Annotated in this window: 9 protein-coding genes; 2 read left to right on the plus strand and 7 right to left on the minus strand. The window is 66.8% G+C overall.

Going from position 1 to position 14,964, the window contains the following annotated elements:
- Positions 1-17: 17 nt before the first annotated feature.
- Positions 18-3,140, minus strand: coding sequence for an efflux RND transporter permease subunit (locus ACVWY1_RS04505; RefSeq protein ID WP_277504759.1), 3,123 nt, complete (start codon positions 3,138-3,140; stop codon positions 18-20).
- 11 nt (positions 3,141-3,151) lie between these two features.
- Positions 3,152-4,327, minus strand: a complete 1,176-nt coding sequence (locus ACVWY1_RS04510; RefSeq protein WP_139670353.1) for an efflux RND transporter periplasmic adaptor subunit — start codon at positions 4,325-4,327, stop codon at positions 3,152-3,154.
- 158 nt (positions 4,328-4,485) lie between these two features.
- Between ACVWY1_RS04510 and ACVWY1_RS04515 the strand changes: the two genes are divergently transcribed.
- Positions 4,486-5,187, plus strand: coding sequence for a response regulator transcription factor (locus ACVWY1_RS04515; protein WP_038706350.1), 702 nt, complete (start codon positions 4,486-4,488; stop codon positions 5,185-5,187).
- 6 nt (positions 5,188-5,193) lie between these two features.
- Positions 5,194-6,492: an ATP-binding protein gene (locus ACVWY1_RS04520; RefSeq protein WP_110701519.1), complete on the plus strand. Its 1,299-nt coding sequence runs from the start codon at positions 5,194-5,196 to the stop codon at positions 6,490-6,492.
- 90 nt (positions 6,493-6,582) lie between these two features.
- Here ACVWY1_RS04520 and ACVWY1_RS04525 read toward each other — a convergent pair whose 3' ends face one another.
- The 5 genes from ACVWY1_RS04525 to wecB form a co-directional block, all read right to left on the minus strand.
- Entirely contained in the window at positions 6,583-7,668 is a 1,086-nt protein-coding gene (locus ACVWY1_RS04525; protein WP_277504755.1) for a GGDEF domain-containing protein, read from the minus strand.
- A gap of 71 nt (positions 7,669-7,739) precedes the next feature.
- The gene (locus ACVWY1_RS04530; protein WP_277504753.1) at positions 7,740-8,579 is read right to left on the minus strand and encodes a DUF4434 family protein; all 840 of its coding nucleotides are present in this window, start codon (positions 8,577-8,579) and stop codon (positions 7,740-7,742) included.
- Positions 8,579-11,581 carry a phage receptor gene (locus tag ACVWY1_RS04535; RefSeq protein ID WP_457377845.1) on the minus strand — a complete coding sequence of 1,001 codons (3,003 nt, stop codon included), beginning with the start codon at positions 11,579-11,581 and terminating at the stop codon, positions 8,579-8,581. The genes ACVWY1_RS04530 and ACVWY1_RS04535 overlap by 1 nt, the downstream gene beginning before the upstream one ends.
- On the minus strand, positions 11,578-13,752 hold the full coding sequence (gene nfrB, locus ACVWY1_RS04540; RefSeq protein ID WP_457377846.1) for a cyclic di-3',5'-guanylate-activated glycosyltransferase NfrB: 2,175 nt from the start codon (positions 13,750-13,752) through the stop codon (positions 11,578-11,580). The genes ACVWY1_RS04535 and nfrB overlap by 4 nt, the downstream gene beginning before the upstream one ends.
- Positions 13,749-14,903 carry a non-hydrolyzing UDP-N-acetylglucosamine 2-epimerase gene (wecB, locus tag ACVWY1_RS04545; RefSeq protein ID WP_198755128.1) on the minus strand — a complete coding sequence of 385 codons (1,155 nt, stop codon included), beginning with the start codon at positions 14,901-14,903 and terminating at the stop codon, positions 13,749-13,751. The genes nfrB and wecB overlap by 4 nt, the downstream gene beginning before the upstream one ends.
- Positions 14,904-14,964: the final 61 nt, after the last annotated feature.

Below are 14,964 nucleotides of genomic sequence, written 5' to 3' on the forward strand. Positions count from 1 at the left end.
CCGCAGGGCTTGTCCAGTCAGCCCTGGTGGGTGGCCACCTGCGCCGCCTTGGTCTTGCCGCGCCCGGCCAGGCGCATCACCACGACGAAGAACACCGGCACGAACACCACGGCGAAGGTGGCGCTGAGCATGCCGCCGATCACTCCGGTGCCGATGGCTTGCTGGCTGGCCGAGCTGGCGCCGCTGGCGATGGCCAGCGGCACCACGCCGAGGATGAACGCCAGCGAAGTCATCACGATCGGGCGCAGACGCAGACGCGCGGCCTGGATCGCCGCGTCCGCCGCATCGACGCCCTGGTCCACCAGGTCCTTGGCGAACTCGATGATCAGGATGGCGTTCTTCGCCGACAGGCCGATCAGAGTGATCAGGCCGACCTTGAAGAACACGTCGTTGGGCAGGCCGCGCAGGGTCACCGCGAGCACCGCGCCGAGCACGCCTAGTGGCACCACCAGCAGCACCGCGGTGGGGATCGACCAGCTTTCGTACAGCGCGGCCAGGCACAGGAACACTACCAGCAGCGACAGCGCCATCAGCAGTGGCGCCTGGCTGCCGGACAGGCGTTCCTGCAGCGACAGGCCGGTCCACTCCAGGCCTGCACCTGCCGGCAGCTGCGCCACCAGGCGCTCGATCTCGGCCATGGCCTCGCCCGAGCTATAGCCGGCCGCCGGCTCGCCGGAAATCGACACCGCCGGGTAGCCGTTGTAACGGGTCAGCTGCACCGGGCCGGACTGCCAGCGGGCGCTGACGAAGGCGCCCAGGGGCACCATCTTGCCGCTGCTGTTGCGCACGTGGATTTTCAACAGATCTTCGACCTGGCTGCGCCGGTCGCCTTCGGCCTGCACCACCACCCGCTGCATGCGGCCCTGGTTGGGGAAGTCGTTGACGTAGTTCGACCCCACCGCGGTGTCGAGCACCGCGCCGATATCGGCAAACGACACGCCCAGGGCGTTGGCCTGGCGGCGGTCCACTTCCAGCTCGACCTGAGGGCTCTCCGCCAGCGATGCTTCGCGCACGTTGACCAGCACCTTGCTCTTGCGCGCCGCGTCCAGCAGTTGGTCACGAGCTTCCATCAGCCCGGTGTGGCCCATGCCGCCGCGGTCCTGCAGGCGGAACTCGAAACCGGTCGACTCGCCCAGGCCGTCCACCGGCGGCGGCAGCACCGCGTAGGCGATGGCGTCCTTGAGCTGGGTGAAGGCCATGGTGGCGCGTTCGGCGATCGACTGCGCGCTGTCGTCGCCACCGCGTTCGGACCAGTCCTTGAGCGTGGTGAAGGCCAGCGCCGCGTTCTGCCCGCTGCCGGAGAAACTGAAGCCGAGGATCAGCGTGGTGTTGGCCACGCCGGGTTCTTCGGCGTTGTGCGCCTCGATCTGCTGCCCGACCTCGATGGTGCGCGCCTGGCTGGCGCCTGGCGGCAGCTGGATGTCGGTGATGGTGTAGCCCTGGTCCTCGGTGGGCAGGAAGGCGGTGGGCAGTTGGCTGAAACCGTACACCAGCACGCCGACCAGCGCGGCGTACACCAGCAGGTAGCGACCGCTGCGGGCCAGGGCGTGGGTCACCCAGCGCTGGTAGCCGTTGCTCATGCCCTCGAAGCGGCGGTTGAACCAGCCGAAGAAGCCCTTGCGCTCATGGTGCTCGCCTTTCTCCAGCGGCTTGAGCAGGGTGGCGCACAGGGCCGGGGTCAGGCTCAGGGCGAGGAACGCCGAGAACAGGATCGACACCGCCATCGACACCGAGAACTGCTGGTAGATCACCCCCACCGAGCCTTGCATGAAGGCCATCGGCAGGAACACCGCCACCAGCACCAGGGTGATGCCGACGATGGCGCCGCTGATCTGGCCCATGGCCTTGCGCGTGGCTTCCTTGGGCGGCAGGCCTTCCTCGGCCATGATCCGCTCGACGTTTTCCACCACGACGATGGCGTCGTCCACCAGGATGCCGATGGCCAGCACCATGCCGAACAGGGTCAGTACGTTGACCGAGAAACCCAGCACGTTCATCACCGCGAAGGTGCCCATCAGCGCCACCGGCACCACCAGGGTCGGAATCAGCGTGTAACGGAAGTTCTGCAGGAACAGGAACATCACCGCGAACACCAGCACCATGGCCTCGAGCAGGGTGTTGATCACCTGCTTGATCGAGACCTTGACGAAGGGCGAGGTGTCGTAGGGGATGTCGTACTTCACCCCGGCCGGGAAGTAGCGCGCCAGCTCGTCGAGCTTCTGCTTGACCAGGGTCGCGGTTTCCATGGCGTTGGCGCCGGGCGACAGCTTGACGCTGAAGGCGCTGGTGGCCTTGCCGTTGAGGCGGGTGCCGTACTGGTACTCCTGGGCCCCGATCTCGACCCGCGCCACGTCACCGACAGTGACCGTGGAGCCGTCGGTGTTGGCGCGCAGGACGATGGCGGCGAACTCCTCGGGGGTGCTCAACTGGCCCTTGACCACCACGTTGGCGGTGATCTCCTGGGTCGGTCGGCTTGGCAGGTCGCCGATGCTGCCGGGGGCGACCTGGGCGTTCTGCGCGGCGATGGCCTCGGCCACGTCGTTGGGCGTGAGGTTGAAGCCAACCAGCTTGGCCGGGTCGATCCAGATGCGCATGGCCCGTTCTGAACCATACAGCTGCGCCTTGCCGACGCCCTTGAGGCGACGGATCTCGTTCATCACGTTGCGTGCGAGGATGTCCGACAGGGCGATCTCGTCGAGGCTGCCGTCCTCGGAGGTGAGGGTGGCCAGCAACAGGAAGCCGGTAGACACCTTCTCCACCTGCAGGCCTTGCTGGGTGACCGGGCGCGGCAGGCGCGACTCGATCACCTTGAGGCGGTTCTGCACGTCGACCTGGGCCATGTCCGGGTTGGTGCCGGGCTGGAAGCTGGCGGTGATGGTGGCGCTGCCCAGGCTGCTCTGGGATTCGAAATAGAGCAGGTTGTCGGCACCGTTGAGCTCCTGCTCGATGATGCTGACCACGCTCTCGTCCATGGTCGCCGCCGAGGCGCCGGGGTAGACGGCGTAGATTTCCACCTGCGGCGGTGCCACGTCGGGATACTGGGCCACCGGCAACTGCGGGATGGCCAGGGCGCCGACCAGGAGGATGAACAGGGCCACCACCCAGGCGAACACCGGGCGGTCGATGAAGAACTGCGGCATGGATCAGGCCCTCATTGGCCGTTGTGTTGGGCGACTGCGGTGGCGCCTGGTTGTTCGTCGACTTGCACCTGGTCGCCGGCCTTGACGTGTTGCAGGCCCTCGACCACCACGCGGTCACCCGGGGCCAGGCCCTCGCTGACGATCCAGCGGTCGCCCTGGGCGCTGCCCAGGGTCACCTGGCGTTCGCTGATACGGTCCTGCGGGTCGACCAGCAGCACCTTGGGCACACCGGCGCTATCGCGCAGGATGGCGCGTTGCGGCACGCTGATGCCCTGAGGCTGCACGGCCTGGTCCAGGCGCACGCGCACATAGCTGCCGGGCAGCAGGTCGAGGTCCGGGTTGGGGAACTCGCTGCGCAGGGTGATCTGGTTGGTGCTCGGGTCGACGCTGATATCGGAGAACAGCAGCTTGCCGGCCAGCGGGTAGGCGCTGCCATCGTCCTGGATCAGCGTGGCCTTGACCTGGTCGCGGCCCACCTGCTGCAGCTCGCCGGCACGCAGCGAGCGGCGCAGGGCGTTGAGTTCGCGGGTCGACTGGGTGACGTCGGCGTGGATCGGGTTCAACTGCTGGATGGTGGCCAGCGGCGTGGTCTCGCTCTGGCCGACCAGCGCGCCCTCGGTTACCAGGGCGCGGCCGATGCGCCCGGAGATCGGCGCGGTGACGGTGGCATAGCCCAGGTTCAGGCGCGCGCGTTCCAGCGCCGCCTTGGCTTCGCCGACCGCGGCGTCGGCCTGGAGGAAGGCGGCGCGGGCGTTGTCGTACTCCTGGCGGCTGACGGCCTTGTCCTCGACCAGTTCGCGGTAGCGCTGCTCCTGCAGGCGCGCCTGGTACAGCGTCGCCTCGGCCTTGGCCAGGGTGGCGCGGGCGCTGTCGAAGTCGGCCTTGAACGGCGCCGGGTCGATCAGGAACAGCACATCGCCTTGTTTCACGTCGCTGCCTTCGCGGTACACCCGCTTGAGCACCACGCCGGCCACCCGGGCGCGCACCTCGGCGGTGCGGGGGGCAAGGATGCGGCCGCTGAGTTCGGTGCTGATGGCCAGCGGCTGCACGGCAAGGGTTTCGACCCGGACCTGGGAGGGCGGGGCCTTTTCTTCCTGCTCGGCGGCGTCGTTGCAAGCGGCCAGGGAAAGGGTCATCAGCGCCAGCAGCGCCAGAGGGCGCAGGCGCAAAGCACGGAGCGTGGACATACGGATCTTCCAGGTTTGATCCAGCGTATGCTAAAGCAGCCGTTCGGGTGGCGGCTGTTAAGCTGTGTTGGGCGTGTGTGAAAAAGTGTTAACAATCGGCGGTGGCCCGCCCGGGATTCTATATCCTGCCTTACTTCAATCTTTCGTCAAATCCCCTTATGCCGAACATTCTCCTGGTCGAAGACGACAGCGCGTTGTCCGAACTGATCGCCAGCTACCTGCAACGCAACGATTTCCATGTCCGGGTAATTGCCCGCGGCGACCATGTGCTGGACGAATTCCGCCGGCAGAAACCGGACCTGGTGATCCTCGACCTGATGCTGCCGGGCCTGGACGGCCTGCAGGTATGCCGCCTGCTGCGCCAGGAGACGCAGAGCCTGCCGATCCTCATGCTGACCGCCCGCGACGACAGCCACGACCAGGTGCTGGGGCTGGAGATGGGCGCCGACGACTACGTCACCAAGCCGTGCGAGCCCCGCGTGCTGCTGGCCAGGGTGCGCACGTTGCTGCGCCGCAGCAGCGTCAACGAGCCGCGCCTGGATTGCGACCTGATCCAGATCGGCGGCCTGTGCATCGACCTGGCCGAGCGCACGGTCAACTGGCGCGGTGAAGAAGTGGAACTGTCCAGCGGCGAGTACAACCTGCTGGTGGTGCTGGCGCGCAACGCCGGCGAGGTGATGAGCCGTGACCGCATCCTCCAGCAATTGCGCGGCATCGAGTTCAACGGCACCGACCGTTCGGTGGACGTGGCCATCTCCAAGCTGCGCCGACGTTTCGACGACAGCGCAGGTGAAGCGCGCAAGATCAAGACCGTATGGGGCAAGGGCTACCTGTTCAGTCGCGTCGAGTGGGAGTACTGATACGCCATGCTGAAGATCCTGGTGCGGTTGTACCTGGTGATCATCGTCGCCTATGCCGGGGCGATCGCGCTGATTCCCGACACCATCGTCGGTTTGTTTCACGATCGCTTCATGGCCTACAACCTCGACCAGGCCAAGGGCGTGCAGACCCTGATCGTGCGCCAGTTCCAGCAGGCCCCGCGGGAGCAGTGGCCGACGGTGGAAAAGGAACTGGCCGCGGCGTTCAAGCCGTTGGAGGTGCGCTTGCTGCGCATGGACGACGCCGAGCTGAGCAGCGAGGAAAAGGCCCGGCTCGAGCATGGCCTGTATGTGGTGCGCATGGCCGACTGGGGCTATTACGAAACGGCGCTGGCGCCGTTGGACCAGGACTGGCTGGTACGCCTGCACTCGCCGGACGACCCGCTGGACATCAACGTGCTGTCCTGGGGCGTGACCGTGCTGATCGGCGCGGCCATGCTCGGCTGCCTGTTGCTGTGGGTATGGCCGCACTGGCGCGACCTCGAGCGCCTGAAGGACACCGCCCGGCGCCTGGGGCGCGGCGAGATGTCCGAGCGCACGCATATCTCGCCGCGCTCGAACATCGGCGAGCTGGCCGGGGTGTTCGACACCATGGCCAGCGACCTGGAGCGCCACGTCAATCAGCAGCGTGAACTGCTCAACGCGGTGTCCCACGAGCTGCGCACGCCATTGACCCGCCTGGACTTCGGCCTGGTGCTGCTGTTCGACGAGGTGCCGCCGGCCAGCCGCAAACGCCTGCTGGGGCTGGTGGGCCATGTGCGCGAGCTGGACGAGCTGGTGCTTGAGCTACTGTCCTACAGCCGCCTGGAAAGCGCCGACCAGGCCCGCGAGCGGGTCGAGGTGTCGTTGCTCGAGCTGGTGGACAGCGTGCTCGGTGGTTTCGCCGAAGAACTCGACGATCGCGGCATCCAGTGGGAGGTGCAATGCGACACCGACCTGCCACGCTTCGTCCTCGATCCGCGACTGACTGCTCGCGCGGTACAGAACCTGGTGCGCAACGCCATGCGCTACTGCGACGAAAGCCTGCTGCTGCGTTTGCGCCTGGAAGAGGATGGCGCCTGCCTGGTGACGGTCGAGGACGACGGCATCGGCATTCCAGTCGAGGAGCGTGAGCGGATCTTCCAGCCGTTCTACCGGCTGGACCGCAGCCGCGATCGCAACACGGGTGGTTTCGGCTTGGGCTTGGCGATCAGCCGGCGGGCCATCGAAGGGCAGGGCGGCACGCTCACAGTGGCGCAATCGGCGTTGGGTGGGGCGCAGTTCAGGATTCGCTTGCCAGCCGGTTGATGCAGCGCCTGGGCCGGCCTCATCGCGGGGCAAGCCCGCTCCCACGCTGATGATGGACACTGGTGTGGGAGCGGGCTTGTCCCGCGATGGTCATTGTCCTGACAAGCTTGCCGACCAGGTCACGAAACGGTCCTTGCCCGTGTGCTTGGCTTCGTACAGGGCCTGGTCAGCCCGGATCAGCGCCGTGCTCAGGGTATCGCCGCTATCGATCCGGGCCAGGCCGATACTGATGGTCACCGGGTGTGCCCCGAGGTCCTCGCGCACCCGCTGGCACAACCTCGCAACTTGCTGCTCGGCGCATGTTTCATCCAGCCCCTGGAAGAAGATCGCGAATTCCTCGCCGCCCAGCCGGGCGATCTCGTGGCCGATCATCGCCGCCTTTATGTGCGCCGCCACGCGCTTGAGCACCTCGTCGCCGATGTCATGGCCGAAGCGGTCGTTGACCTGCTTGAAATTATCGATGTCGATCATCGCCAGATACTGTTCGCCGGCCTGTTGCAGCTGCTTTTCGGCCTTGGCCATGAACGAGCGACGGTTGGGGATGTCGGTCAGCGCATCGATATAGGCCTGCTCCAGCAGTACCTTGGTCAGGTAGAAGTTGTGCAGCTTGGCCTGGCGGATGCGCAGGTAGCTGTAGATCACCAGGCCGCTTAGGCATACCGCGTAGCTAATCAGCATCGCGCCTTCGAGCTCCAGGGCTTCGATACGCGTGTGGAGGAAAGGATTGAGCATGATCCAGGTGATGCCCATGGCGCAGAAGAACGACCAGCGTCGCACCGGTAGCACCGACACGGTGTACAGCACGGTAGAGACTCCGAGCACCAGCCATACCGGGCGCAGGGCGATGGGGATGCCCTCGATCACCAGGCGCATGGCCAGGGTGATCACCGCCACGAACAGCAGGTTGAGTACGTCGAAATGCTGGCTCCTGCGGGTGAAGCCCAGGACCACGGTGAGGCTGCACAGCAGGGCGATGAACATCCCGGACAGCCAGGTGAAGCCCTGGCCGCCGAGGTAGCTGACGATCAGGTCGAAGACCAGCCAGATGGCGATGCCGATGCAGAAGATCAGCAGGCAGAAACGGCGCATGGCCTCGAATTCGTGCTGGCGGAACTCGGCGCGCAGGGCGGCGGGGGCGACCTGCTGGCGGATGTGGGCTTCGAGGGTCTTGTACATGCTGGAGGATGCCCTCGGTTATTGTGCTGTTCTTGTCGGCCCCGCGATGAGATTCGTTCAGGCGGCTGGTTTCAATCCCTGGAAAGCGTCCCTCTGGCCCAGGGCCGATAGCGCAGGGCGAACACGGCTTCGGCGTGACAACCTCCGCTCAGCGCCGGCTGCGCAGGTTCGGCGTGGAACGGTTGGCCAGGCTTGCTGACCTGACGAAATGCCTCGCGCACGATGCCCACCCGGCAGGGCAGGGCCTGTTCATAGCCTTGGCGTACCAGCGGCGTCAGGCGCCCCGTGCCGGCGCCGTCCTGCCACCAGACGTTCAGGCCAAGGCTGGCCAACTGCTCCAGCCACGCGCCATTGACTCGCGGCGACAGCTGCCCGGCGCTGAACGCGCTGATATGCAGGGGCTTGTCCAGTTGCCGGTTGAAAGCCTGCAATTGCGTGTGCAGCGCATCGCGCCTGGCCGGGTCGCGAAAGTGCAGGTCGTCCAGTTCCATGGGCAGGTACCAGCCGGCCACCGGCAGCGCCCAGTTGGCCTTGAGCTGCTGATACTGGGTGAGCGAGCGTCCCAGCTGCGCCTTGAAGTAACTGTTCAGGCCTTCGCCGTCGAGCTGTTCGAGGCGCTGGTAGTAGGCCGGATCCATGTACAGGCCCAGCACCAGCTCAAGGCCTTGGGCCCGCGCTTCGCGCAGGCTCCCGGCCAGCCAGCCCTCGGAGCCTCCAAAGTCGCTGTCGCCGTAGGCACTCCACTGCACGATCAGGGTCTTGCCGCCCTGGGCCACGGTGGCTCGCCACAGGTTTTGCCACTGCGCCGGGGTGACGTTCGCGTCACGGTTGAGCGGCTGGTAGAACAGGCGCTGGTCGGCCTGGGCGGGTAGCCACAGGATCAGCAGGCAGAGAGCCAGGAAGCTACGCATCAGAAGTTCATCTCCACACCCAGCAGTACGCCGTTGCTGCGCTCGTAGAGGTTGCCGCCCAGTGCCTGCTGGTACTCGGCGCGTACTTTCAGCGAACCGCGATAGGCGTTGTAGCGGTCATCGTCGAACCACCACTGCCAGCGCACCCCGACCCCGGCGCGGGCGTCCTGGCGCCAGTCGTTGCTCGGGTCCTGGCTGGAAAATTCGAGAAAGCCGTAGGGCATGATCGTCTGCGGCGACTGGCTGGGCAGTTTCCACGCATGGCCCTGCTGGAAGCGCGACAGCCAGGCATGGTCGCCGGCACGGGTCCACCAGGCGGCGTCGAGGTAGAGGAAGCGCTCGTCCCAGTCGTCCTCGTCGATACGCCAGTCGTTGCGGTACTTGCCCTGATCCAGGAACGAAGCCGTGGCGCGCAGCAGCAGGTCGTTGCTCGATTCGGCGTTGTGACGCAGGTCGCCCCAGTTGCCACCGACCTTGGCCGGGCTGAGCAGTTCGCCCAGGCTCAGGCCGCTGTAGTGCGTGCTGTCGATCTGGCGCTGGTGGTACAGCTCGGCGTACAGGTTGAGGTTGGCCTGACCGAGCGGCTTGTAGCGCAGGCCAACACCGGTGCCCATGCTCTGCGCATAGTCGGTGCGGCTCTGGCCACCGAACAGCACGCGGCCGTAGACCGACAGGGTGCTGCCATTGCGGCTGGGCTCCTCGCCCAGGGCGTGGTCCCACATCGCCAGCTGCACGTTCTGCGAGCGGGCCCGGCGCGAGGTGCCGCTGCGTTCGCCGCTGTCGAGGAACTTGTCGTTGGTCGAAGTGCCGGCGGGCGACCAGGTGCTGGCCAGGGTGATGCTGTCGCGGCGCGACAGGGCTTCATGGGCGCGGCGCTGGCGGTACTTGCGCGCCTCAAGGCTGCCGTACTCGTCGTCGCCGTCGACCAGGTTGCGCTCCACGTCCAGTACCCGGCGCAGCTCGCGGCGGGCCGAGGCACTGTCCTCGACCTCGTCGTAGCGCAGGGCCAGGGTTTCGCCCAGGCGGTAGTCCTCGGGGAAGTCGCGGCTGGCGCGCTCCAGGTAGGGTATGGACTGGCGGCGTTGCTGCTTGTCCGCCGAGCCCGCCAGGCGCATGCCGTAGTCGGCGCGGTAACGCGGCTGGTCCGGCGCCAGGCGCACGGCCTCGGCCAGCCAGGCGCTGCTCTGGGCGCTGTCGCCGGCCTGCTGGGCGGTGCCGGCGGCAGCGTAGTAGTGATCGGCGCGCGGGGCATGACGCAGCGCTTCGCGCTGAAAAGCCAGGGCCTGCTGCGAGTCGCCCTGGCGCTGGGCAATGGCGGCGCCCAGCGCCCAGTCGTCGGCACTCTGGTGCGCTGCCGCATCCCAGTGGCGGCGGGCGGCGTTGGCGTCACCGGCGTTCAGCGCACCACGGGCGGCGGTCAGGCGCGCATTGTCGGTCCAGGCGCTGGCCGGCAGGCTGTTCCAGATCGACAGCGCTGCCTCTGAGTCGCCGGAGGCTTCCAGGGCGTAGGCCAGGGGCAGGCGACTGCCGCTATCGCCCAGGCGTTCGGCGGCCTGGTAATAGACCACAGCTTCGCCGGGCTGATCAGGCATGGCGCAGCGCCCCAGGGCGCGATACTGCCCGGCTTCGACCGGGGTGGCCGGGATGGCCTTGCGCACGGCGTCGCACTGGCCGGCTTCGGCCAGGCGGCCCAGTAGCTGGCCACGGGTGACGGCATCGACCCGTGGCACCAGGGCGAGCATGCGTGGACCGTCCAGCGGGCCGTCGTTGCGCGCATAGAGATTGCCCAGGCGTTGCAGCAGCGAGGGCGTCAGCCTGCCCTGGCGATGCGCGTAGGCGTTGTCGAGCAACTGCCTGGCGCGCTCGCTCTGGCCGCTCTCGAGCAGCATGAAGCTGGCTTGTTCCAGGGCGGCCAGATCGCCAGTCTGTCGGTAGCGTTGCTCCCACTGCGCCGCGGTGCGCGGTTGCGCAGGCTGCGCGGGGTCGCCATACAGGCGTTGCCTGAGGATGGCATAGCTGCGCGGATTGTCGCGGGCCTGGCATTGGCCGAGCTGCTCGCGGGCCAGCTTCAGGTCCTTGTGGGACAGCCAGTCGACGGTCTCCAGGCACGGGCGTTGCAGTTCATTGCTCAGCTGGCGCACCAGCGGCGCATCATCGCCTTCACGGGCCAGCTCCCACAGCTGCTGGCGCTGCTCGGGGTGCTGCAGTTGCTCGGCGGGCAGGCTCTGCAGCCAGCGCTCGGCCTGCTGGTTATGGCCCATGGCGATGGCGCGGTTGGCCATGGCCAGGCGGGCGCGGGTCGCCGCTTCCTGGGAAGGTGCGCTGGCCAGGAGTGAGTTCAGGCCCTTTTCATCGACCTGCTGGATATACGCATTGGCCAGGCGCTGCCAGTCCTGCGGGGGCAGTTGGCCCTGGTCGGCCAGCGGCTGCAACTGGTCGATGGTCTCTCCCCAGTTGCGCAACTGCTCGGCGAAGTTGGCCCGGGTCATGCGCAGCACCATGCCATCGTCGCGCACCGGCAGATGGTTGAGCCACTCCAGGGCCTTGGCCGCGCCGCCGAACTTGGCCAGGCTGACGCTGTAGGCCTGCCACAGGCGCACGCGCTGCTGGCCCTGGCTGTCGGCGAGCCAGGCCTCCACCTGGCTCGCGGCCGGCGGGTCCTGTTCGATCCAGGTCAGGCGCAGTTCCAGCAGGGCATCGGCGTGTTCAGGATTGTCGTCGAGGTCTTCGGCAATGGCCTGGGCTTCCTTGTACCGACGTTGATGGGCCAGGGCTTCGGCCAGCAGGGCGCGGGCCTCGTTGTTGTTCGGCACGCGCCCCAGCACATGGCGGGTCAGGCGCTCGACCTCGGCCCAATTGTCTTTCTGCGCCTCCCGATAGCCACGCTCCATGAAGGGGTAGCTGGTGAAGCGCTGGAAGTCGGTCATCGGCTTGGTCGGTGCGGCCAGGGCGGAAGAACACAGCAACAGGCTGGCGATGGTCAGGGAAAGACGGGGCGTCATGCCACCTCCCGGCTCAGGTCGTAGGCGGCCTGCTGTTCGCTGGCCTGCTCGGCGAGGGCTTGCTGCAGCACCTCCTCGGTGATGATGCCGCGGGCGATCAGGTGCTCGCCCAGGCTCTGCTGCTCAGGGTTGAAGTCGATCAGGGCCTGGTTGAACAGGGTCACCGGCACCATGCCGCGCACTTGCAGCAGCGAACCGAGCATCACCTGGTGGGTACCGACCCTCTCCAGCAGCGCGGCATCGTCCTGGTGGCGTTCGAGTACCTCGAGCATTTCCCGGGTCTCGGGTTTCTGCCAAGGGCTCGGGTAGTGATAGCGCAGGCCCAGGGTAACGCGCCCCTGCGGCGCCAGGCGGGCACGCACCGGGCGTTTGAGCTGGCGGCTGATGACCCCCAGCGAGACCTGGCTGACCGGGCTTTCGCTGGCCAGCACCAGGGTGTCGCCGTCTTCATCCACCGGCAGCACGCCGTAGTGCGTGGCGAGCTTGCGCGGCAGCTTGGCGATCAGCGCCGGGGCGATCTTGAACGGATTGAGCGGTGCCCAGGGCAGGTCCAGTTGCTCGGCCAGGGTCTCGACCAGCTGTTCGCTGGTGAGCCAGCCGCGCAGCAGCAGCTCGCGGCCCAGGCGCCGGCGTACCGGGCTGGTGATGGCCTGCTCCAGCTGTTCTTCGCTGATCAGGCCTTTCTCCACCAGGCGATGGCCCAGCGGGGTGCGTGCCGGCGCGGCGAGGGCAGGGAACTCGTGGGTGGTCTTGTCCCAGGCCACCCGCCGCGAATCGCCCATCTCCATCACCTGGCGCAGGGCGCGCAGGTTGGCGAAGAAGTTGACGAAGTTGCTCCACATCATTCGTGGTGCCGAGAGCAAGCCTTCGAAGACGCCGTAGTAGCGGGTGACGAACCAGAACCGCTGGAACAGGCGATTGAACAGCAGCAGGCCGTTGAGCCACAGCAAGATGCTGAGCAGCGTGCTGTCGCTGAGGATCGACATGAACCGCCACGACTCCGGCGCGATCACCGTGACCAGCCACATGGCCAGCAGCACCAGCAGCAACAGGTTGACCAGGAAGCTCAGCAGGTAGGCGAACAGCCCGCGGCGGTCGCGCCAGAGGAAGTAGTTGAGCGCGCCCTTGCGGCTCCAGCCGAGGTTGCTGGTGCCCTGGAACACGATGCCGACGATCCACCGCGATTTCTGGCGGATGGCGTGCTGCCAGTCACGGGGGAAATGCTCGCGCACGCAGATCACCTGGGCGAACTCGCGGCTCATGCCGGGGCGCCACTCCTGCTTGAGGGCCAGCGCCGGGTCGGTGATGGAATAGCGGGCGAAGATGCACTTCATGCCCTTTTGCTTGAGGCGAAAACCGATGTCGTAGTCTTCGGTGAGGCTCTGCACATCGAAGGCGATGCCGTCGCCGTCCTCCAGCAGCGCGCTGATCGCCCGGCGGCTGAAGCAGGTGCCGACCCCGGCGCTGGGCACCTGGCCGGTGAGCGCCTCGCGCACGATGACGTCCTTGCCGTGGTTCTCGGCGAACTCGTCGACATAGTGGCCGGCGGTGAAGCCCTTCCATTCCGGGGCGTAGGGGTACACCGGGATCTGGATCATGTCCTTGTTCGGCAGCAGGTAGTTGAACAGGCGCAGTTCCATGGGCGAGATGACATCCTCGGCGTCATGCAGGATGAACCCGGCGAACTCGATGCGCGCGTCCTGCTGGAAACGCAGGATGGCGTCGATGATGTTGTTCAGGCAGTCGGCCTTGCTGGTGGGGCCGGGGCGGGCGCAGACCACCTTGTGCACGTTGGGGTAGTGCAGGCACACGGCGTCGACGTCGGCCTGGGTCTGCGGGTCGTTGGGGTAGGTGCCGACGAAGATCTGGTAGTTCTCGTAGTCGATGGTCGAGGCGGCCAGGCGCGCCATCTCGCCGACCACGCCGACCTCGTTCCAGGCCGGCACCATGATCGCCAGGGGCTTCTCCGGCACTTCGAACAGGCGCTTTTCGTCGGCCTTGTCGAACTTGTCGTAGATGCGGAAACGCCGGATCAGCTTGCGGCCCCAGTAGCACAGGTCGATGAACAGATCGTCCAGGCCCAGCAGGAACATCAGTGTCGCCAGGATGATGGCAAGGATCTTCAGGCCGAACAGGACATAGGTGAGGAAATCGATGAAGGCCAGGCTCATGCGTTGTCCCGTGCGGCGGATTGCTCGGCGAACCAGCGGCTCAGGCGTTCGGCGATGCGCTCGCTGGCATGGCCGTCACCGAAGGGGGTGTAGACCTGGGCCATACGCTCGTAGGCCGACGGGTCATCGAGCAACTGGCTGGTCTCCTGGACGATGCGCTCGGTGAGCGTGCCGACCAGCTTGACCGTGCCGCCCTTGAGCACGGCGGGTCGCTCGGTGACCTTGCGCAGCACCAGCACCGGCTTGCCCAACGCGGGGGCCTCTTCCTGCACGCCGCCCGAGTCGGTGAGGATGATATGGGCGCGGTTCATCAGCCAGACAAAGTGCGGGTAGTCCTGAGGCGCGACCAGATGGATGTTGTCGCGCCCCGAGAGCACGCTGTACACCGCGTGCTGCACCTGGGGGTTGAGGTGCACGGGGTAGAGGAACTGTACGTCGGGGTAGCGCAGGGCCAGTTCGGCCAGGGCCAGGCAGATGCGTTCGAAGCCGCTGCCGAAATTTTCCCGGCGGTGGCCGGTGATCAGCACCATGCGCTGGTCGTCGCGCAGCACATTGAGCGGGGAGTCGGCGGCGGGGCGCCAGTTGTCCTTGTTCAGCTTGTCGCGCATCCACAGCAGGGCGTCGATCACCGTGTTGCCGGTGACCTCGATGTGCTCGGGCGGCACGCCTTCGCGGATCAGGTTGGCGTCGGAGTCGCGGGTGGGGGTGAAGTGCAGGTCGGCGAGCACGCCGGTCAAGCGTCGGTTGGCCTCCTCGGGCCAGGGCTGCTGCAGGTTGCCGGTGCGCAAGCCGGCCTCGACATGGCCGATGGGAATGTGACGGTGGAAGGCGGCCAGCGAGGCGATGAAGCTGGTGGTGGTGTCGCCGTGGACCAGGACGATATCGGGCCTGACCTGTTCATAGGCCTGGTCGAGCTTGTCCAGCAGGTCGCGGGCCAGGCCGTTGAGGGTCTGGTTCTGGGTCATCACCTGCAGGTCCTGGTCGACCTCGAGGCCAAAGGCGGTGAGGACCTGTTCGAGCATTTCGCGGTGCTGGCCGGTGGAGCAGATCTGCAGGTCGACCTCGGGCCAGTCGCGCAGGACGCGGGCCAGCGGGGCCATCTTGATCGCTTCGGGGCGGGTACCGAATACCATCATCACGGTGTAAGCCATCGTGTAGTTCCTCGTTCGATTCCCTGGACGAAGGTGTACGACGTGTCGACGCTTGCCAGTC

The sequence above is a fragment of the Pseudomonas sp. TE6288 genome (genome assembly GCF_054062095.1).

Excerpts from the sequence above, each read along its gene's own strand:
- ACVWY1_RS04510 (WP_139670353.1), bottom strand. The coding sequence starts at position 4,327 with ATGTCCACGCTCCGTGCTTTGCGCCTGCGCCCTCTGGCGCTGCTGGCG.
- ACVWY1_RS04535 (WP_457377845.1), bottom strand. The coding sequence starts at position 11,581 with ATGACGCCCCGTCTTTCCCTGACCATCGCCAGCCTGTTGCTGTGTTCT.
- ACVWY1_RS04515 (WP_038706350.1), top strand. The coding sequence starts at position 4,486 with ATGCCGAACATTCTCCTGGTCGAAGACGACAGCGCGTTGTCCGAACTG.
- ACVWY1_RS04530 (WP_277504753.1), bottom strand. The coding sequence starts at position 8,579 with ATGCGTAGCTTCCTGGCTCTCTGCCTGCTGATCCTGTGGCTACCCGCC.
- ACVWY1_RS04520 (WP_110701519.1), top strand. The coding sequence starts at position 5,194 with ATGCTGAAGATCCTGGTGCGGTTGTACCTGGTGATCATCGTCGCCTAT.
- ACVWY1_RS04525 (WP_277504755.1), bottom strand. The coding sequence starts at position 7,668 with ATGTACAAGACCCTCGAAGCCCACATCCGCCAGCAGGTCGCCCCCGCC.
- nfrB (WP_457377846.1), bottom strand. The coding sequence starts at position 13,752 with ATGAGCCTGGCCTTCATCGATTTCCTCACCTATGTCCTGTTCGGCCTG.
- ACVWY1_RS04505 (WP_277504759.1), bottom strand. The coding sequence starts at position 3,140 with ATGCCGCAGTTCTTCATCGACCGCCCGGTGTTCGCCTGGGTGGTGGCC.
- wecB (WP_198755128.1), bottom strand. The coding sequence starts at position 14,903 with ATGGCTTACACCGTGATGATGGTATTCGGTACCCGCCCCGAAGCGATC.